This is a genomic window from uncultured Agathobaculum sp., assembly GCF_963927765.1.
Classification (GTDB): Bacteria; Bacillota; Clostridia; order Oscillospirales; family Butyricicoccaceae; genus Agathobaculum.
In genome coordinates, this window is sequence record NZ_CAWVCU010000044.1 from 1 (window position 1) to 20071 (window position 20071).

Below are 20071 nucleotides of genomic sequence, written 5' to 3' on the forward strand. Positions count from 1 at the left end.
CGACCTGCACGCCCGGTACGCTGTTGATCAGGTTATTGATGTGCAGCTTGCCGATTCGGCCGCAGCCTACTACGCCGATTTTCAAAATGCCCATTTCTAATCTCTCCTTTTACTTAAGGTGACTTTATTATAGACCACTTAAAGGGGAGCATCAAGAGTGCGGCCGGAATTTCGGCGCACCGCCCAATTTTGAAAAGCGCGATTGGTGGAAAATGGCGGCGCAAAACCGCTGCGGAGCGTGCAAAAAGACTGTGCATTGTGCGTAAAACAAAAAAGCACGGGAAAGGGGGTTTTGCAGAGAAAGTATGCAAAATGCACAGAATCGCTTGTGCCATGCAAGGTACTGTGATAAAATGGCTGTATATTACAGACTGCCCGCTGCGATAGCACAGGTAAAGGGGAATCGGCTGATGAAGGTAACTGCACAGTGGATAGCGGAGCAATGCGGCGTTTCACGCGGCACGGTGGACCGGGTGGTAAACGGGCGCCCGAATGTTGCGCCCGAGGTGCGCGAGCGCGTGCAGAAAATGATCAACGAATACGGCTATAAAACACCGGCGCAGCGTCAGGCAGCGCGGGTGGGACGGGGCGCTTACCGGATCGGCGTGATTTTGCCGAGCTGGGATGCGTTTTTTATTCGACGCATGCGGGAGGGTATCCGCGTGGCGGTGCATAACCGTGGACTGAATGACGTAAACGTATTGGTGGAAGAACTGAAAAACCGTTCGCATCGCTCCTATTTCGAGGCGATCGAGCGGCTGGAAACACGCGGAATAGACGGGCTGATCCTGACCGCGCCGGATACGCTGGCCATGTGCGAGGAGATCGACCGGCTGGTGACAGCGGGTATTCAGGTGGTCACCTGCGATTCCGATGTGCGGCAAAGCCGCCGCCTGTACCATATCGGACAGGACATGGTCAAATCCGGCCGGGTGGCCGCCGGCCTGCTTGCGCCGTACATATCGGGGGCAGAGGTGCTGGTGGTGACGGGTAACCGTGAGTTTACCGCTCACGGCTTGCGTGTGCGCGGCTTTTTGGATCGAATCTATGAGATTTTCGGCGGTAATGTGAACGCGCATGTGATTGAAAGCGTGGAGCAGTATGAGCTGACCTATGACGGTGTTCTGCAAAATCTGCGGCAGAATCCGCGATTGCGCGGAATCTATATGGCAAATGAGTCCGTGCGCGGCTGCATGGATGCGCTTGAGCGCGCCAAGCCGGCGCGTAAAGTGCATGTGGTCTGCCATGACCTGACGCCGCATGCGCGGCAGTATCTGGAGGCAGGGCGGCTGGATTTTATCATCGATCAGGACTTTTCCGCGCAGACAACGCGGGCAATCGAGGTGCTGGCCCATACCTTGCGCACGGGGGAGATGCCGCGGCAGCAGATCGAATATATCCATACGAGCATTATCACGCGTGAATTGCTCTGAACAGCGGGAGGAGACGAGTAGACAACAAATGAAACGGATACGAACAGGCGTGTTGCTGGCAGGGGCGCTCTGCGCGCTGACGGTCATTCCGGCCGGGGCTGTCAATACGCTGGATGTGGCTGGGGCTGGCATATGGGCGACGGTTTCCGCAGTGCAGAATGCGATGGGGCAGGACGGTGTCAATGCTGCGCCGCCGGTGCAGGATGAACAGTCGATCAGCTTTGCCGGGCTGGAAAAAACCGTTCGGGCGAATAACCAGACCATTCAGGGCTTTCAGAAAACGTTGGCAAGCATTCAGAACACCAATCTGGACGCGCAGTTTTTCCTGCAGGAGGTGCAGTATCAAGCGCAGTACAAGCAGTATAAGGCAGAGTATGATGCATACAACGACTTTATCACGGCGTTAGGTGAGCCGCAGGATTCCACCATGCAGGCACAGATCACGATGGCTACGACGCTGCGCGATCTGGCGGCAGCCGGGATGAATGCCATGAAACAGACGATTGATGGGCTGGATGAAGCGCAGGAAGAGGCGGAGGATCAGCTCGAAGATACCTATACCACCACGAAGAAACAGCTGGACAACACAGCAAACCAAATCGTTGTGGGCGCGCAGAGCGCATATATCGGCATTATCACCACGCAGGAAGGGATCGCAACGCTCGACCGCAATTTGGCGGCGCTGGATCGCCAGATTACAGTAGTGGAAAAGCAGGTGGAGCTCGGTATGGCATCGCAGCTGACGCTGGATAACCTGCGTCAAACGCGCCGCACAGCGGCAGCGCAGCGCGAGACGCTGACGCTGATGCAGACGACGACAGAAAACCAGCTGTCACTGCTGTGCGGCAACACGGCCGCGACCACGGTCAAGCCGACCGCATTGCCGACTGTTACGGAGAAGCAGCTGGCAGATATGAACTATGAAGAGGACCTCAAAGAGGCGATGGACAACAGCTATTCCATCTGGTCCGCACAAGATGCTGCGCGTGAGGCATCCAACCAGTATGAGGAAGGGGAGTCGTCCACCGTAGACGCGTATGAGGCAGCGAAGCTCAATCTGGAATATGCCAAGGAGAGCGCTGAAAATACCTTCCGGCAGATTTATCTGGATGTACAGGATAAAAAACGGCTGCTGGAAGAAGCCAAAGCCGCATATGATACGGAGAAGAAGAATTTCGATGTGGACGCGCTGCAATATGAGCGCGGCATGATCTCGCAGCTCGATTATCTGACGGCACAGGATGATTTGGCCGCCAAGCAGGATGCGGTAAACACGGCCGAGCACGACCTGTTTACGGCATATAACACCTATGATTGGGCCAAGCGGGGCTACATGGCAGGCGGCGCGGCATGACGGCAAATCGGGAAAGCGAGCGACGGAGGAAACAGATGAAAAGCAAACGTATTTTGGCCGCTGTGATGGCGGCGGTGCTGCTGCTGGGCGCGGGCTGCGGAAAGGAACAGGAGCAGACGGAAGAGACGCCGACCGGTACCGCGGTGGAAGTGATGACGGTTGCATCCGGCCCGATGAATGCGGAATATTCGGTCACGGGCAAAGTGGTGGCGGTCAATGAGGTGCAGGTGTTCCCGCTTTTGGCGGGGCAGGTGCTGACCCTGCCGGTCAAGGAAGGCGATAAGGTCACCAAAGGACAGACGCTCTTTACCGTGGACACTTCGACGGTCACTTCCACGATGGGCGCGTTGCAGGAGTCCTATAACGCCACAAAAGCCGCGACCGACGGCGCGATTTCTTCCGCGCAGCTGGGCGTAGAGCAGGCGCAGATCGGTGTGGATCAGGCGCAGCAGACACTGGATAACACCAAGGCGCTGTATGAAGTCGGCGCGGCAGCCGCGCAGGATGTAACGCGCGCAGAGCAGGCGCTCGAGCAGGCGCAAGGCGCGCTGCAGCAGGCCCAGGCAGGTGTGTCGCAGGCACAGGCGCAGCAGACCGCCTCTCTTGCGCAGATTCAAGCATCCATGGATCAGATCACCACACAGGCAGCGCTCGGCACAGTCAAAGCCCCCTGTGCGGGTACGGTGACGGCGGTCAACGTGGTGCGCGGCGGTATGGCTTCATCTGCGCAGCCCGGTGTGGTCATCGCGGAGGACGGCAAGGTGGAGGTCACCGCTTCGGTGGCGGAGGACGTGTTCACCAACATTCACGCAGGTGACAGTGCGGGTATTCTGATTTCGGTGCTGTCGGATGATATGATGCAGGGCACGATCGGCTCGCTGCCCGCTGCAGCCAATGCGCAGACCAATCTGTATGATATTCCGGTTTCTCTGCCGGCAGACGCTGCGCCGCCGATTGGCGCGTTCGCAACCGTTACGTTTTACACAGCGCGCCGCAGTGATGCACTGTCCGTGCCGACTGAGGCGATATTGACCGGCTCGGGCGACGAGCGGTATGTGTTTGTGGTCGATGATTTCGGTGAGGGCGACACCGCCACGCGTGTGACAGTGGAGACCGGTCTGGTCAGCAAAACAAATACTGAGATCCTGTCCGGCCTTGCCGAGGGTGACCGCGTGGTGGTCAAGGGGCAGTCCTATCTGTCGGATGGCGCGGCGGTTCGCGTGGTGTCCGGCGAGGACGGTGCATCCGGTGATGACACCGCAGCGGGCGTCACCGATGATACCATGGACGCTGCTGCGGATGGGGAGGGCTGACACCCCTATGAAAATCGCGGAAAACTGTATCAAACACAATGTCATGACCGTTCTGGCGTACATACTGGTCATTGTGTTTGGCTTTTATTGCTTTCAATCGCTGCCGCTGGCGCTTATGCCGGATATGGAACTGCCGGTGGCGATCGTATATTCGACTTATTCGGGCGCGGGCCCGGAGGATATCGAGCAGCAGGTAACAAGGCCGCTCGAGTCCGCCTGCGCGGGTCTGGCGGGCTTGGAAACGCTCAGCTCGACCTCGGCGGAAAACATGTCCATGGTCATCGTGCAGTTTGCCTACGGCACCGATCTGGATGAGGCCATGACCGACATGCGCGACAAGGTCGATCAGGCCAAAGCCATGCTGCCGGAGGATGCGTCCGACCCAACTGTTATGTCAATCGACATTGATTCGATGCCGGTCATCATGGTTGCGCTGCGCGGCAGCGATCTGGCAAGCCTGCAATCGCTGGCAGAAGAGGAGATCGCGCCCGCGCTCGAACGTCTGGACGGCGTGGCGTCGGTGGATATTTCGGGCGGTTATGAAAACGAGGTCGCGGTCAAAACAGATGCGGCGCGCCTGAAGGGCTATAACCTGACGGTCAGCTCGGTGGCGCAGCAGCTGGGCGCGGACAATATGGCCGTGCCGGGCGGCGAGCTGAACAGCGGCTCGCAGACCTTGTCCGTGCGCACAGACGGCGAATATCAGTCGATCGACGACGTGAAAAACGCGCTGATCTCGCTGCCGGCGGGCGGCACGGTGCGCCTCAATCAGATCGCGGACGTTTCCCTGCAGCCCAAGGACCGCGATGCGCTGGCAAAGGTCAACGGCGAGGAATGCCTGATGCTGTCGGTCAACAAGCAGTCCGGCTCGAATACGGTTGAAATTGCCAACCGCGCCAAGGCGCAGCTCGATACGCTGACTGCAAATAACGGTGCGCTGGAGTGGGATCTGGTTATGGACCAGTCCGACTATATCAACATGACCGTGGACAACGCCATGAGCAATATCTGGATGGGCGTGCTGTTCGCGGCGATCGTGCTGCTGGTATTCCTGCGCGATTTCGGCGCGACGCTGGCGATTGCGATTGCGATGCCGTGCTGCATTTTGTTCACCTTCCTGCTGATGTTTGCGCTGGATATCACGCTCAATATCATGTCGCTGGGCGGCATTGCGCTGGGCGTCGGCATGATCGTGGATAACTCAATCGTTGTACTGGAAAACGTGTTCCACTATCGGGCGGACGGCTATGACCGCTGGGAATCCTGCGTCAAGGGTACACATGAGGTCGTGCTGTCGGTCACGGCGTCCACATTGACCACCATTGCTGTGTTCCTGCCGATCGGTCTGTCCGGCGGCCTGACCGGCATGATGTTCAAGGAATTTTGCATTACGATCGTGGCGCTGTTGGCATCGTCGCTGCTGATTTCGCTGACGCTCGTGCCGCTTTTGTGCTATATTCTGCTCGATCGCGGCGGCGTGCACCGACTGTCGACCGCAGCACCGGGTCTGCGCGAACAGGTCATCGCAGATAAGCCCGCGATTCGGCTGTATAAAAAGATCCTCAAGCTGTTTATCACGCGCCGCTGGATCGGCATTGCGGTGACCGCATGCATTTGTGTGGTTTCCGTTATCAGCATTGTGGCAGCGGGTGCGGAGCTGATTCCGGAGATGGATCAGGGTCAGGTGGATATTTCGGTCGGCATGCCCAGTGGTTCCACAATGGAGGAAACCGCCGCGATTCAGGATCGTATTGTCACGATCGCGGAGCAGACCGTGCCCGAAATGGATTTGGTTTATTACAGCACGGGCAGCTCGACCTCGATCATGTCCAGTGCGTCGGGGGCGAGCGTGACCATCATGCTCAAGCCGGTCGCAGAGCGCGATCGTTCAGCCTCACAGGTCGCCGCACAGCTGCGCCGCGACCTAGCGGATATCGCAGGTTGTGAGATCACGGTGTCGGATGCCGGCATGATGGTGATGGACAGCGGCTCGGATATCAGCGTGCAGCTGTCCGGCAAGGATTACGATACGCTTGCGGAAACAGCAGCCGATCTGGCGCGCAAAATTGAGGCGCTGCCGGATGCGGTCAATGTCGAGTCCTCGGCAGGCGATCAGGTGCCGCGTGTGGCCATTAAGGTCAACCGCGAAAATGCGTCCCGCTTCGGTTTGACGGCGGCCTCCATCGGCACGCTGGTGCGCGGTGAGCTGACCGGCTCGGTGGCGACCACGCTGCGTATGGGTGGCGATGAATACGATGTGACGATCTCGGGCGACGAAACGCTCACACAGGATATGGATGCGCTCAAATCCTTGCAGCTGCCCGCGCCCACCGGCGGCACGGTGCCGCTGTCCATGGTGGCGGATGTGTATACCGAGCTGTCGCCGCAGTCGATCTCGCGCATCAACCAGTATGCAACTGTCACCATCACGGGTGAGACCGAGTCGGGCGACAGCGTGAACATTATGCAGCAGGTCAATGATCTGATTGCAAACTATGTGCTGCCCGAGGGTGTCGAGGTAGAAAACGGCGATACGTCCGCTTCCAGTATCGCGGAAACGACACAGTCGCTGATGACCGCGCTGATGGTAGCGATTTTGCTGGTTTACTTCATTCTGGCCAGCCAGTTCAACTCGTTTGTGCTGCCGGTTGCCATTATGCTGATTTTGCCGATCGGTCTGCTCGGCTCGTTGCTGATGCTGTGGCCGACCGGGAACAAGGTGTCCATGGTGGCGCTGCTGGCGGTCATCATTCTGGCCGGTACGGTGGTCAACTCGTCGATCGTGCTGGTGGACTACATTTTGCAGCGCCGTGAACGGGGCGAGGATAAGCAGACTGCCATTCTCAACGCCTGCCCGCGCCGTGTGCGGCCCGTGCTGATGACCGCGCTGACGACCATCCTCGGCTTGGTGCCGATGGTGTTCTCCGGCGGCGAGGGCTCGGAAATGATGAAGCCGATGGGCGTGGTGATGATGACCGGTATGGTGATCTCCACGGTGGCGACACTGTTCATCACACCGGTGTACTATTCGCTGACCGACGGTCTGGCCGAACGTGTCAAAAAGCGCTTTCATCGCCCGAAAAAAGAACGGCATTGGCTCAAAAAGCTGAAAAAGGGAGGCGAATGACGAAAAAATCGCATAACTGACCGTTGCAATTTTGCGCCGGATACGGTATGATTAAGGCGGCACCGCAGGGAGCGGTGCCGCCTGATTTGTTGAGGAAGAGAAGAAAGAGGGAGGCGGGCAGGATGAGACGATCGGTTGCCATGGTGGTGCTCGGCACCCTGCTTTTATCCGGATGCACACAGCAGACCGATGTGATGGAGCCGACAGCGGAGGAGACGGCAAAGGTCAATCCGCAAACGCAAGCATTGGAGGCGGCGACGCAGGCGGGGCTGCTGAGCGAGGATACGGCAGCTGGCCTGAGTGAGCAGGAGGCGCTGCAGCAGGTCGCCGGAGGCATAGACGAGACAGAGTACACGGTAGAAGCAACGGAGGAGACGCTTTCTGTCGGCACAGATGCGACATCGACGCGCGAATACTATGTATTTGAGGTCAGCGATGCCACGGGACGGACGGTCGGCAAGGTAGCAGTTGACCGGGAAACCGGCGAAAAATACAATTATCTCGGAGACGGGGTGTTGGATGACTATGCGACTTTCCCGCTGTATGACGCCGATGCCGAACAGCACAAGGGGTGGCCGGGCAGCTATGTCAGCCCGACGGGGATTGCGCTGACCATCACGCAGGAGGAAGAGACCGAAATCGTGTATTGCTTTTCCGACGGTACGGAAGGTGTGGCTGCGGTCAACGGCGAGACGGCCAAATCCGCAGATGAGCAAATGAATTTCCTGCTGGCGGATGGGATCGTGACCGTCGCCGGTGGCGGTTTAACGGGTAATTATACCGCCCTTGCGGAAAACGATGCGTCGGCAGAACAGCAGGACACCGCAGAGGAAAAAACCGAATAAGAAAAATACAAAGCCGCAGGACTTTAGTCCTGCGGCTTTGCCATACTTTGCAGTTTATTCGACTTCGCTTTCGCCCAGCAGTTCGAGCACGTCGACCGGCGTGCCTGCGCGGGCAGTTTCCACATGCAGATGCGGGCCGAGCGCTGCTTCTGCGTCCATGGTTTCCGCAACCGTGCCGATCGCTTCGCCTGCGGCAACGGCCTGTCCTTCTGCCACGCGCACATCAGTCACGCCGCAGTAGGTCGAGGTCAGGTCGGCATCATGCGAGACCGTGACGCAGGTGCCGTACAGCCCGTCCTCGACGACCTTCTGCACGGTGCCGTCGGTCAGTGCCATCACGGTTTCACCGGCTTCGGCGGCAAAGTCCGTGCCGGTGTGCACGCGCCAGTCGCCGAAGGTCGGCTGGAACAGCAGCTCGTCACCGGAAAACGGCGTGATGACGGCACCGGAAACCGGACGCACATAAACCGGGGCGGACACCGTTTCCACAGGTGCGGGCGCGGCTTCCTCGGTTTCAGCGGCCGTATCTTCGGTTTCTTCCGGCTGGGCGGCTTCGCCCTTGTCCTCATCCGTCGGTTTGGTCTCGTCGGCCTCGCCGGTGTCCTCGGACAGCACCGGCGTGTCCTCGGTCAGGTCGGGCAGCGTTTCCGCGGGCGTGACGATGGGCAGGCTGGCCTGCGTTTCATCCTCTGCGGGTGCGGTGGCGTCCGACCAGAGCACCCACGCGGATGCCGCGATGATGAGGGCACAGACGGTCAGAATGGTGTAGAAGCCGCGGGTCGAAAGGACTGCGGTATGTTTGGAATTGTATTGTTTCATATCCCTTTACCTCCGTTTTCACCAGTATGACCGCGGAGGAAAGGGTTTATACATGGCCGAGTACAGTATCCGGATAATAATGCGCTAAAATTTCTTCATAACTGGCGTTTTGCTCAGCCATGTACTTTGCGCCGTACTGTGACAAACCGACGCCGTGGCCGTAGCCGATAGTGTGGAACGTGATGCTGTCATCTGTAGTGGTGATGGTGAAGTTGGTCGATTGCAGGCCAAACAGTTCGCGCACGGCGGTACCTTCCACAGTGACGCCGCCGAGCTTGACTGTGATGATCCCGCCCGCATCCGAGCGGACGGAGGCCTTGAACCAGTCGCTTGGCGGGCCGGATACATCCGCGGAGGGGAATGCTTCCGCAACCTTTTCGCGGAAATCGTCTGCGGAGACAGTGACCGCTGCCTCATAGTCGCTGTATGCTGTGCCGCCGGGGCTGACCACGCTTTGCAGATAGGGCACATCCTCACCCCATACGTCGCGCGCGGCTTCGGTGCGCGGGCCGCTGACGCAGTGGAACACCGCCGCAATCGGTGCGCCGTCATAGGTCAGGATCTCGCCTTCTGTGTCCTGCACCGCCTGCTGCACGCGCGACAGGTCGCTGCCGGATGCGGTTTCCACTGCGATATCGCGGTAGGCGGCGCAGTGGTGGTAGTCATCGCAGACATCCGCTTCGGGATGCGCGGCGGGGCGGCCCGATGCCATTTTGTAGACCGCATAAGTACGTGCAGCAACCGCTTGCGCACGGATTGCATCAAGCGGGAAGTCGTTGGGGATCTCTGCCGCTACCACACCGGCAACATAGTCCTCCAGCGGCAGTGTGGTGGGCTGGTTGTCGATCAAAATCGTGACGGTGGAGTAATCGCCCGTCAGCGCGGTTTCCGTCGCAGTCGGTGCGGAAGCGGGAGCGGTTGTGCTGGGTTCCGGCTCGCCGTCGTATAGCAGGAGCGCGGGCGCAAGGTATAACGCCATCACAAGCCCACATCCGGTGAGCAGCAGTTTACGCATGTCCGAAGCCTCCTCTCTCCAATAGTATATGCGGGTTCAGAAATTGATAGCACACCAAATGTAGACGGATGTTGACAATGCTTCCAATATATTGTATTATAGAAAACAAGGAAACGAACAAATGTTCGAAAAGGATAAGGAGGCATGCTATGCAGCTGCAAGAAATGGCAAGGGAGTACCGATCCAACACAGCGCTTCTGGAGCTGCGATTGAAGCAATTGCAAACGGCGCGGCGCCATGCGGGGCAGAACGAGGTGCAATACCGCCTAAAGAGCCGGATCAACTGTTTGCAGGCGATGATCAACGAAAACCGCAAAACGGCTTTTGTGCTGGAACACTATTACGATAAGGGAGGCAATGCGCATGAAAACAGGAAGGTTGTCTGAGCAGGCGGCGACTTACGCAGCGTATGAGCGGTACATAGCAGAACTGGGCGAGGACAACAGCGCATTTCGCGCCAAATTCCGCGAAGCGTTTTTTCATGCGCTGCAAGAGCAGCTGACCGCGCGGCAATATCAAGTGCTGTGGATGAGTGAGGTCGAAGGGCTTTCAGGCAAGGAGATTGCTTATCGGCTGGGCATCAGCCAGTCGGCGGTGTCGCGCCATTTGGCACGCGGCAAAAAGCGGCTGCGTATCCTGCTGGCTTATAATCTGGAGCTGCGGAACAATGCATTTGCATAAAGCCGGTTACTTTACGCGGTGGTATGCAGAACAGTATGCGTCAGATGGGAATAAAAAACGCCTTCGGCGGCAAAATGCTCCGAAGGCGCAGCGGCAGGCAAAAAAAGAACGCGACATCAGGCCGCGCTATTGCACCGCCCCGTCGCGTGTCTTTAGCAGTAAATAAAAACGGCTTCAAGCGAATGTTGTTCAGCTGTCCACCGAGGATGGTAGAATTATAGCACTGCTGGCATTCCTGGGACAAGATAAAAAATTGACAAAATCCCGTTTACAATTTGTTCATAATTGTACGATTCGACAAAATGGCCAAGGAAAAGTGCGAAAACGCGGCAAAGTAAATAAAAAAGTAAATAAAAAATAAGAAATTGCTTTACAAATTGGTGTAAGCATGGTATCATATATTGTACTTTCGCCCCGTGCTTAGCTGCCGGAATTCCGGGCATGTCCCTACCGTGCCCACTTCACCAGCCGCAGCCCAGCCTGTGGGTAAGTAAAAAATATATCTTGAAAGGTGAAACACAACATGATCCGTAAGGAAGAAAAGACTGCTGTTATCGAGGCAAACCGCACTCACGCAACCGATACCGGTTCTCCGGAGGTTCAGGTAGCGATCCTGACCGCGCGCATTCAGGAGCTGACCGAGCACCTGAAGGTTCACAAGAAGGACAACCACTCCCGCCGCGGCCTGCTCAAGATGGTTGGTCAGCGCCGTTCCATGCTGGCTTACCTGCAGAAGAAGGACATCAACCGCTATCGTGCGCTGATTGCCAAGCTCGGCATCCGTAAGTAAGAAGAACAAGCAAATAGGGGAGCAGTCTGCTCCCCTGTTTCTGTTTTCAAAAGGAAGGCGGCAAAACCGCTTTTTAGCAGTTGAAGCAGAGCCGGAGCCCGGTTTTCCGTGTTTGCTTCAAGTGCTAAAAAAGGGATGCGCCGCCCTCCGCAACACAAAAAGGGAGGAACAAACATGGCAAACATCAACCACTTTGACTTCAAAAACTACCGTGTTTTTGAAACCGAGATCGCTGGCCGTAAGCTGACTGTGGAAACCGGCAAGATGGCGCAGCTGGCCAACGGCTCGTGCCTGGTGCGCTACGGCGACACCGCTGTGCTGGTCACCGCGACCGCATCGGCCAAGCCGCGTGACGGCATCGACTTTTTCCCGCTCTCGGTTGACTTTGAGGAGCGTCTGTACGCAGTAGGCCGCATCCCGGGCAGCTTTATGCGCCGCGAGGGCCGTCCGAGCGAGAAGGCTATCCTCGCTTCCCGCCAGATCGACCGTCCGATGCGTCCGCTGTTCCCGAAGGATCTGCGCAACGACGTGTCCATCGTATGCACCGTGCTGGAAAACGATTATGATAACTCCCCCGAGGTGGTTGGCCTGCTGGGCGCGTCCATCGCGGTTTCGATTTCCGATATTCCGTTTGACTATGTGGTTGCAGGCTGCCAGGTCGGCATTGTAGACGGCAAGACCGTCATCAACCCGACTTCCGAGCAGCGCAAGCAGTCCGAAATGGACGTTACTCTGTGCGCGACTAAGGACAAGATCGTTATGATCGAGGCAGGCGCAAACGAAGTGCCTGAGGATGACATGTTCAACGCACTGATGGAAGCGCATGAGGAGCTCAAGAAGATCTGTGCGTTCATTCAGGGCATCAAGGACGAGATCGGCAAGCCGAAGTTCGAGTACGAGCATCACGACATCGATCATGACCTGTTCGACAAGCTCGAGGCGGAGTGCAACGATAAGTTCGAGGTTGCCATGGACACCGACGACAAGACCGTCCGCGATGCAGGCGTGCGTGAGATCGTCGACGCATTTGAAGCAACCCTTTCCGACGAATACAAGGAAGAGCACGGTGCAAACCTCGCCGAGTGCGTGGACAAGCTGCAGAAGAAGATCGTGCGCCGCTGGCTGGCAAACGGCAAGCGTGTTGACGGCCGCGGCATGGAGGAAGTCCGTCCGCTGGCGGCTGAGGTGCATGTGCTGCCGCGCGTTCACGGTTCCGGTATGTTCACCCGCGGTCAGACGCAGGTGCTGACGCTCTGCACGCTGGGCACGCTGGGCGATGCGCAGGAACTCGATACCATCTTTGAAGAGACTGAAAAGCGTTATATCCACCACTACAACTTCCCGTCCTTCTCGGTCGGTGAGACTCGTCCGTCCCGCAGCCCCGGCCGTCGTGAGATCGGCCATGGTGCACTCGCGGAGCGCGCACTGCTGCCCGTCATCCCGCCGGTCAGCGAGTTCCCGTATGCATTGCGTCTGGTTTCCGAGGTCATTTCCTCCAACGGTTCCACCTCGCAGGGTTCGGTCTGTGGTTCGACCCTCGCGCTGATGGATGCCGGCGTGCCGATCAAGGCGCCGGTTGCAGGTATTTCCTGCGGTCTGATCACCGACGGCGGTCAGGAGACCACCTTCACCGATATTCAGGGCGTGGAGGACTTCTACGGCGACATGGACTTCAAGGTTGCCGGCACCAAGAAGGGCATCACGGCGATTCAGGTTGATATCAAGGTCGACGGTCTGACCCCGAACATCATCAAGCAGGCGTTTGAGAAGTGCCGCGTGGCGCGTTACGGCATTCTGGATGAGATCATGCTTAAGGCGATTCCGGCACCGCGTGCGGATGTATCCGAGTGGGCACCCAAGATGACCACCATGCACATCCATCCGGATAAGATCCGTGAGGTCATCGGCAAGGGCGGCAGCGTGATTCAGAACATCGTGGCGGAGTCCGGCGCAAAGGTCGATATTGAGGACGATGGTACGGTCACCATCGCGGCGGTCAAGGCTTCCGACGCAGAGAAGGCGCGCAAGATGATCGAAGCGATCGTCAAGGAGCCGGAGCCGGGCGAAATCTACTACGGCAAGGTCGTGCGCCTGATGAACTTCGGTGCGTTCGTCAACCTGCTGCCGGGCAAGGACGGCATGGTGCACATCTCCAAGATGGCGGATCACCGCATCGAAAAGGTAGAGGACGCTGTTAAGGAAGGCGACATGGTCTGGGTCAAGGTCATGGAGATCGACGACAAGGGCCGCGTTAACCTGTCCATGAAGGACGTCAAGGAAGAAGAGAAGGTAAAATAATCTCTTTCTGGTAAGTATAACAGAGGGTTTCGGCGCAATTTTTGCACCGAAACCCTTTTCCGTTTGCCCGCGTGTGCGGTGTGTGTTATAATAAAAAGCAATCTCTATTTAGAAAGGAAATGAACCGATGGCCCAGACTTCCGTATCGCTGCCCGAGGGTGAGCTGCGCGTTGCGTCCTGCGGCATGCTGGACAAGTTGATCGCCACTGCGGACGGTGACGCAGCGCTGCTGTATTTGTATGTGCTGCGGCATGGCCGCGCGGATGAGACAGCCGCTATGCGTGCGCTGCATTTGTCGCGCGAGCGGTACGAGCGTGCGGCGTTTACGCTCAATGGGCTGATTACGCCTGCTGCGCCGCCGCAGGTGGACAAGCCCTCGGATACCCCGCAGTATACGGCGGATGAGCTGCGCCGTGCGCGGCTGGACGATCAGAAATTTGCCGGTGTGTGCGCGAGTGCGGAAGGTGTGCTCGGACGCACGTTGACCGAGGGACAGCTGCGCTGTCTGTTGACTGCATACGACCACCTTGGGTTATCGGCCGAGGCGATTGTTGAACTGCTGGCCTACCTCAAAGGGGAAAAGGGCACGGTGCGCGTCAGCGATATCCGCAGGGAAGCCTATCTATGGGCGGATATGGGCGTGGTAACAGCGCAGCAGGCGCAGCAGTATCTGGCGCACAAGGCCAACGAAAAACCGCTGAGTGAGGCGGTTTACAAGGCGCTTGGCGCGGACCCGGCGCAGCCGGCGCCCAAGGAGCAGCGCGTGTGCCGCTTCGCGCTCGCGCATGGTTTCCCGCCAGAGGCAATTGAGCTGGCTGTCCAGCGCACGGATAAGCAGCAGGGACACAAGAGTTTGGATTATACGCTCGGTATCCTGCGCCGTTGGGACGAGGCGGGCATACATACGGTGAGCGAAATTACTGCGCTCGAGCCGGAGACGCGGACGGCGGTCGGGCAGACTGCGGCGCAGCCGACCGATTCCGGCACGCTGGCTGCGTGGGAACAGAAGTGGGAAGAGAGCAGACGAGAGACCAGACGCAAGAGACTGGAGGCGGAAGCCAGTGGCATATGACAGAAAGATATTAGCGGCAGCGCGGCGCGCGCTGGAGCGTGAGCGCACAGCGCGCAGCGAGGAATTCGCGCAGCGGCGGCGTGAGGTGTATGCGTATGAGCCGCGCATCCGTGCCATTGACCGCACACTTTTGCAGACGGCAGCATCCGTGCTGCGCGTAGCGCTCAATACGGGCGGCGATCCGACTGCTGCGATCGAGGGGCTGCGGGAGCAGAACCTCGCCTTGCAGGCCGAGCGCGCCGGACTGCTCAGCGGTATGGGGCTGCCCGTAGATTATTTGACCGAAAAGCCGATGTGCGAAAAGTGCGGCGATACGGGTTATGCGGGCAGCGCGACCTGCGACTGTGTGAAAGCACGCTATGCAGTGCTGCTGAAAGAGCAGCTTTCTACTGTGCTGCCAATTCAGGATCAGAATTTTGATAAATTCCGGTTGGAATATTATCCGGAAAAAGTCGATAACCGCTTGGGTGATTCGCCTAGGGAAATTATGGCGGATAATTTGTATGATTGCCGTGCATATGCAGAGGAATTTACGCCGCATGCGCTCAATTTGTTGTTTTATGGTTCAACGGGTCTGGGGAAAACCTTCCTGTCCTCCTGTATCGCGGAAGCAGTAGCGGCGCGCGGCTTTTCGGTGGCATATGATACGGCGATCAACATCCTCGCAGCGTATGAGACGATTAAATTCGGCAACGGCGACGGCGAAGCCGCAGCCGAGCGCGCCGCGCGGTATGAACGGGCCGATCTGCTCATCATCGACGATATGGGTACCGAAATGGGCACGGCATTCACCGTGTCCGCGCTCTATAATCTTATCAACAATCGGCTGATGGCTAAACGGCCCATGATCATCAATACAAATCTGCTGCCTGAGCAGCTGAGCGATAAGTATTCGCCTGCTGTTGCTTCCCGGCTGCGCGGTGAGTTTAAACCCTTGCATTTTGTGGGCAACGACATCCGCCGGATGAAAAAACAAATGTAAACAATTCTTTCACAGCGCGTTCAAAATTTATTCACATATTCCCCGACAGAATGGGGTATACTAAGCATGTCGATAAGGGAAGCCGCAATCCCGAATCGACAGACTACCGATCTTTTATTTCTCTTTTACCCCCCTTTATTTTGTGAAATGAGTGAAAAGCCCCCGGTTCCATTTCCCCCATGGACCGGGGGCTTTTCCTGCCTTTGGGACGGTTCGGGGAATGTCATAAACCTTTCAAAGTCTGTTCAAAAGCTGTTCACACTTTTCCCTCCGGGGTGCAGTATACTATGATTGTCGGAAGGGAAAGACACCAGCCCAACCGATACCCCTTTTTTACATCATAATGTTTTCTTTCTTTCACCTTTTCTTTTATCCTCTTTTTCATTTTTGCATTGGCGTGCGCCCTGTTTTCCATTTCCCCCCTTTTGGAAAACAGGGCGTTTCCCATGTCTGTGGAAAACCCTTAGGAAACAATTCTTTCACAGCATATTTATAATCTGTTCACACTTTTCCCGGCAGGATAGGGTATACTAAGCATGTCGATGAGGGAAGCCGCAATCCCAAGTCGACAGCCTACCGATCTTTTATTTCTCTTTTACCCCCTTTTTCAAATCTGTGTAGTGAATGGGCAAAGCGCCGTCGTCTCGTTTCCCCCGACGAGACGACGGCGCTTTCCTGTTGTGCGGTGGTCTGCGATTGACCCTTGCGCAAGAGAATACAATGCGGTATACTAAAAAATAGGCAAGAAAAGATATGTTAGGAGTTGTTGTAGTTATGGGTTGCTCGCATAATTGCGAATCCTGCTCTGCGGGCTGCGGCGGCGAAAAGAGCCTGAAGGTCGCGGCGAATCCCGCGGCTTCTGTTAAAAAGGTGATCGGCATCGTGTCCGGCAAGGGTGGCGTGGGCAAAAGCCTGCTGACCTCAATGCTTGCTGTTGGCATGACGCGCAAGGGCTATACCTGCGGCATTCTGGACGCGGATATCACCGGCCCGTCCATCCCTAAAACTTTCGGTGTGCACGATAAGCTGGAAGGCTGCGAGGAAGGCATCCTGCCCGCGCGCAGCGAGGGCGGCGTGCAGATGATTTCGATCAATCTGGTGCTGCCGAACGAGGATGACCCGGTCATCTACCGCGGGCCGATCATCGCGGAGACGGTCAAGCAGTTCTGGTCGGATGTGGTGTGGGACGACGTGGATTTCCTGTTCGTCGATATGCCGCCCGGCACGGGCGACGTGCCGCTGACCGTGTTCCAGTCCCTGCCGGTGGACGGCATTCTGGTCGTCACCTCACCGCAGGATCTGGTCAGCATGATCGTGGGCAAGGCGGTCAAGATGGCAAAAATGATGAATATCCCGCTCCTCGGCGTGGTGGAGAATTACAGCTACCTCGAATGTCCGGACTGCGGCAAGCACATTTCGGTCTTTGGCGAAAGCCATGTGGATGACGTAGCGGAGGAGTACGGTCTGCCCGTGCTGGCCAAGCTTCCGCTCGATCCCAAGCTGGCCGCAGCAGTGGATGCCGGCAAAATCGAGGATGCCAAGCTCCCGGATGCGCTGAAGGATGCGCTCAAGACGGTGGAGGGCCTTCGATGAACATCGGCGTGGCATATGACGGCGGACAGATCGCGGGTAATCTGGGCGAGTGTCGTTCATTTTTGATCGTCAGTGCGGAGGGACAGACCCCGACGGGCAAGCGGCTGGCTTCTGTGGAGGGAACCAGTACGACCGATTTGCTCAAGTTAGCGAGTATGGAAAAAGTGGACGTGCTCATCTGTGGTGCGCTCGGACTGGCTATGCGCAATGCGCTGGAGATGATCGGCGTATTGCTTGTGCCGGGCTGCGAGGGCTCGGCGGAGGAAGCAGTCGCAAAATTCCTGGTGGGGGAAAAACAGGGTGATCCGGCGCTGCTCGAGATTGGACGGGAGGAAGACCCGGACGACCCGATGGCGTGCATGCATGACTGCGCCAAGTGCGCAGGCTGCGGCCCGATTGAGATTTTGCGGCAGATCCCGCAGGAACAGGAAGCGAACTGAACAATTGAACGGGGCATCCGATGCGGGTGCCCTTTTTGATTGGGGGGATGAAACCATTTGGCGTTTTTGGAGGAAAAATGAGGAAGTTAGTTTATCGGTATCTGTGGTTCACTATCGGCGTTATCATCAATGCGTTCGGCGTGGCGATCATCACCAAGGCAGCACTGGGCACCTCGCCCATTTCAAGCGTGCCATATGTGCTCAGCCTGCGGTTTGCGCCCTCGTTGGGGCAGTTCACCTTTGTATTTAACCTGCTGTTTATTGCAGTGCAGGTGGTTTTGCGCGGACGAAAGTTCCCGCCGATCCAGTTTTTGCAGATCGTGGTCAATCTGGTGTTCAGCGCGTTTATTGATGTCGGCATGAAAGCACTGTGGTGGTTTGAGCCGTCCTTTTTGCCGGTCAAGCTGGTGGCGCTGGTGCTGGGATGCGCAGTTTTGGGCTTCGGCATCAGCGTGGAGGTCGCGCCGGATGCGCTGCTCGTGCCGGGCGAGGGCATTGTGGGCGCGATCACCGAGCGGACGGGCAAGCGCTTCGGCTCGGTCAAGATCGTGTTCGATGTGACGCTGGTGGCGATTGCACTCATTCTGTCCTTTTGCTTTTTCCATGGTGTCAACGGGCTTGGCTTGGGTACGGTGGTTTCTGCGCTCATCGTGGGCCGGTTTGTCAACCTGTTTAACGCGCATTTGCCGCTCATCCCGCGCATCCGTATGCTGCGCGCGGTGGCGGTGCCCGAGGACGTGGATGCAGCCGAAGAGGAAAAAACAGCCGAGGTGGAAGAGAGCGCCTGAGCGGGCGAAGTGGTCTGTACATAAAATGATATACAGAGTAGCCAAGGGCTGTCCGCAGTGAGCGGACAGCCCTTTTGTCAGCAAACGGCGAAAATAATCTTACGATGCAAGGAAATTTATCGAAAAATGCTGATGCTTTTTATACAGGGGTGTTGTATAATAAATCTATAACCGAAAACGGGGCGTCGCAGCCCCACGGAAACGGAAGGTTTTTCTGCGATGGATAAGATTACCGCCGCCTTGGTTGGCGGCCTGTTTGACGAGGGCGGTTTTTCCGCCTATGCGCGTCCGGTCTTGTTCGGTACGGCTGGCGACACGGTGCGGGGCGAGCTGCCCGAAACCGTGGATGCGTGCTTCTTTGTGCACGATGATCGGGAGCCTGCACTGGCGGGTGCAGAAAGCATTGCGCTGACGGAGGGCAACCGTTTTGCGGCACTTGGCAGCCTGCCGGAAAGCGAGCAGGTGCTGGTGGTTGCCGCGCCGTTTGTGCTTGCCGAGGACGATGCGCTGACCCATCTGATCGAGACGCATGTGACGACCGGCTACGGCGTGAGCGTACTGGTGGCCGAGCAGCAGGGCTTTGACGCGGAGGGCCAGCCCATCCCGCGCGACGCGCATTGCCTTGCCGCGATGTTCACCTATGACATGCTGCAAAAGGCGCTCGCAGCGGGCGGCGATACGCTGGATGCGTTGGTGGAGGCGGCAGTCGCCGCAGGCGCACAGAAGGGCGTCGCCGTGACAAACGAGATCGTTGAGATTTGCGACGGCGGTTCGGCTTATATCGCGTTCCGCGCGATGGTAAGCCGCGTCAATTTCACGCTGATCGAAAAAGGCGTTCAGATTTTTGATCCGGCAAACACCTATATCGCGCCGGACGCCGAGATCGAAGCGGGTGCGACCATCCTGCCCGGCTGCCATATCCGTCCGGGCTGCAAGGTGGGCGCTGGTGCGGTCATCGGCCCGAACTCCATTCTGGAAAAAGCCGAGATTGGTGCGGGTACTACGGTCAACAATTCGCAGGTGTATGAGTCCAAGATCGGTGCGCACACTACGGTCGGACCGTTTGCTTATGTCCGCCCGCAGTGCGTGGTGGGCGACGGCTGTCGCATCGGTGACTTTGTTGAGCTGAAAAAGTCCACCATCGGCAATGGCACCAAGGTGTCCCACCTGACCTATATCGGCGACGCAACCGTTGGCGAGCGCGTCAATTTCGGCTGCGGCACGGTTGTGGTCAACTACGATGGATATCATAAGTACCAGACCGTGATCGGGGACGATTGCTTCATCGGCTGCAACACCAATCTGGTATCGCCTGTGAAGCTCGGCGACCGCGCGTTTACCGCTGCCGGCGCGACGATCACCAAGGACGTACCGGCTGGTGCGCTGGCAGTTGCCCGTGCGCGGCAGACCACGCTCGATGGCTGGAACGACCGCCGCCGCGAGGCACATGAAAAAGAGCAAAATAAAAAGTAAACATAGAAAAAACGGGATAAATTCTATCATTATGACGGAGGCTTACCA

17 protein-coding genes are annotated in these 20071 nt (G+C 57.5%); 15 read left to right on the forward strand and 2 right to left on the reverse strand.

Annotated elements, in window-relative coordinates; all coding sequences use genetic code 11:
* Positions 1-410: 410 nt before the first annotated feature.
* From ABGT74_RS03535 to ABGT74_RS03555, 5 genes are all read left to right on the forward strand, one after another.
* Entirely contained in the window at positions 411-1433 is a 1023-nt protein-coding gene (locus ABGT74_RS03535; RefSeq protein WP_297282839.1) for a LacI family DNA-binding transcriptional regulator, read from the forward strand.
* 28 nt (positions 1434-1461) lie between these two features.
* Positions 1462-2787, forward strand: coding sequence for a TolC family protein (locus ABGT74_RS03540; protein ID WP_346704479.1), 1326 nt, complete (start codon positions 1462-1464; stop codon positions 2785-2787).
* A 35-nt stretch (positions 2788-2822) separates the two neighbouring features.
* Positions 2823-4100, forward strand: a complete 1278-nt coding sequence (locus ABGT74_RS03545; protein ID WP_297282841.1) for an efflux RND transporter periplasmic adaptor subunit — start codon at positions 2823-2825, stop codon at positions 4098-4100.
* Positions 4101-4107: 7 nt separating this feature from the next.
* Complete coding sequence (locus ABGT74_RS03550; protein ID WP_346704480.1) at positions 4108-7227, forward strand: efflux RND transporter permease subunit; 3120 nt, start codon at positions 4108-4110, stop codon at positions 7225-7227.
* Positions 7228-7349: 122 nt separating this feature from the next.
* On the forward strand, positions 7350-8072 hold the full coding sequence (locus tag ABGT74_RS03555) for a hypothetical protein (RefSeq protein WP_346704481.1): 723 nt from the start codon (positions 7350-7352) through the stop codon (positions 8070-8072).
* Between the two features lie 54 nt (positions 8073-8126).
* Here the strand turns inward: ABGT74_RS03555 and ABGT74_RS03560 are convergent, their stop codons facing one another.
* Both ABGT74_RS03560 and spoIID read right to left on the reverse strand, forming a co-directional pair.
* Positions 8127-8891, reverse strand: coding sequence for a M23 family metallopeptidase (locus ABGT74_RS03560; RefSeq protein WP_346704482.1), 765 nt, complete (start codon positions 8889-8891; stop codon positions 8127-8129).
* A gap of 46 nt (positions 8892-8937) precedes the next feature.
* Complete coding sequence (gene spoIID, locus ABGT74_RS03565; RefSeq protein WP_346704483.1) at positions 8938-9906, reverse strand: stage II sporulation protein D; 969 nt, start codon at positions 9904-9906, stop codon at positions 8938-8940.
* A gap of 149 nt (positions 9907-10055) precedes the next feature.
* Between spoIID and ABGT74_RS03570 the strand changes: the two genes are divergently transcribed.
* From ABGT74_RS03570 to ABGT74_RS03615, 10 genes are all read left to right on the forward strand, one after another.
* Complete coding sequence (locus tag ABGT74_RS03570) at positions 10056-10292, forward strand: hypothetical protein (RefSeq protein ID WP_346704485.1); 237 nt, start codon at positions 10056-10058, stop codon at positions 10290-10292.
* Complete coding sequence (locus ABGT74_RS03575; RefSeq protein WP_346704486.1) at positions 10270-10587, forward strand: sigma-70 family RNA polymerase sigma factor; 318 nt, start codon at positions 10270-10272, stop codon at positions 10585-10587. Before ABGT74_RS03570 ends, ABGT74_RS03575 begins: the two co-directional genes overlap by 23 nt.
* Before the next feature lie 523 nt (positions 10588-11110).
* Complete coding sequence (gene rpsO / locus ABGT74_RS03580; RefSeq protein WP_297282848.1) at positions 11111-11377, forward strand: 30S ribosomal protein S15; 267 nt, start codon at positions 11111-11113, stop codon at positions 11375-11377.
* A gap of 174 nt (positions 11378-11551) precedes the next feature.
* A complete protein-coding gene (locus tag ABGT74_RS03585) occupies positions 11552-13675 on the forward strand; it encodes a polyribonucleotide nucleotidyltransferase (RefSeq protein WP_297282849.1) in 2124 nt (707 codons plus the stop codon).
* Between the two features lie 127 nt (positions 13676-13802).
* Positions 13803-14747 carry a DnaD domain protein gene (locus ABGT74_RS03590; protein WP_346704487.1) on the forward strand — a complete coding sequence of 315 codons (945 nt, stop codon included), beginning with the start codon at positions 13803-13805 and terminating at the stop codon, positions 14745-14747.
* The gene (locus ABGT74_RS03595) at positions 14737-15729 is read left to right on the forward strand and encodes an ATP-binding protein (protein ID WP_297282851.1); all 993 of its coding nucleotides are present in this window, start codon (positions 14737-14739) and stop codon (positions 15727-15729) included. Before ABGT74_RS03590 ends, ABGT74_RS03595 begins: the two co-directional genes overlap by 11 nt.
* 774 nt (positions 15730-16503) lie before the next feature.
* A complete protein-coding gene (locus ABGT74_RS03600) occupies positions 16504-17322 on the forward strand; it encodes an Mrp/NBP35 family ATP-binding protein (RefSeq protein ID WP_346704488.1) in 819 nt (272 codons plus the stop codon).
* Positions 17319-17762 (forward strand): NifB/NifX family molybdenum-iron cluster-binding protein, encoded by a 444-nt coding sequence (locus tag ABGT74_RS03605; RefSeq protein WP_346704489.1) that lies wholly within the window; start codon positions 17319-17321, stop codon positions 17760-17762. Before ABGT74_RS03600 ends, ABGT74_RS03605 begins: the two co-directional genes overlap by 4 nt.
* A gap of 77 nt (positions 17763-17839) precedes the next feature.
* Positions 17840-18550, forward strand: a complete 711-nt coding sequence (locus ABGT74_RS03610) for a DUF6198 family protein (protein ID WP_297282854.1) — start codon at positions 17840-17842, stop codon at positions 18548-18550.
* Positions 18551-18769: 219 nt separating this feature from the next.
* A complete protein-coding gene (locus ABGT74_RS03615; protein WP_346704490.1) occupies positions 18770-20023 on the forward strand; it encodes a DapH/DapD/GlmU-related protein in 1254 nt (417 codons plus the stop codon).
* The last annotated feature ends 48 nt before the right edge of the window (positions 20024-20071 follow it).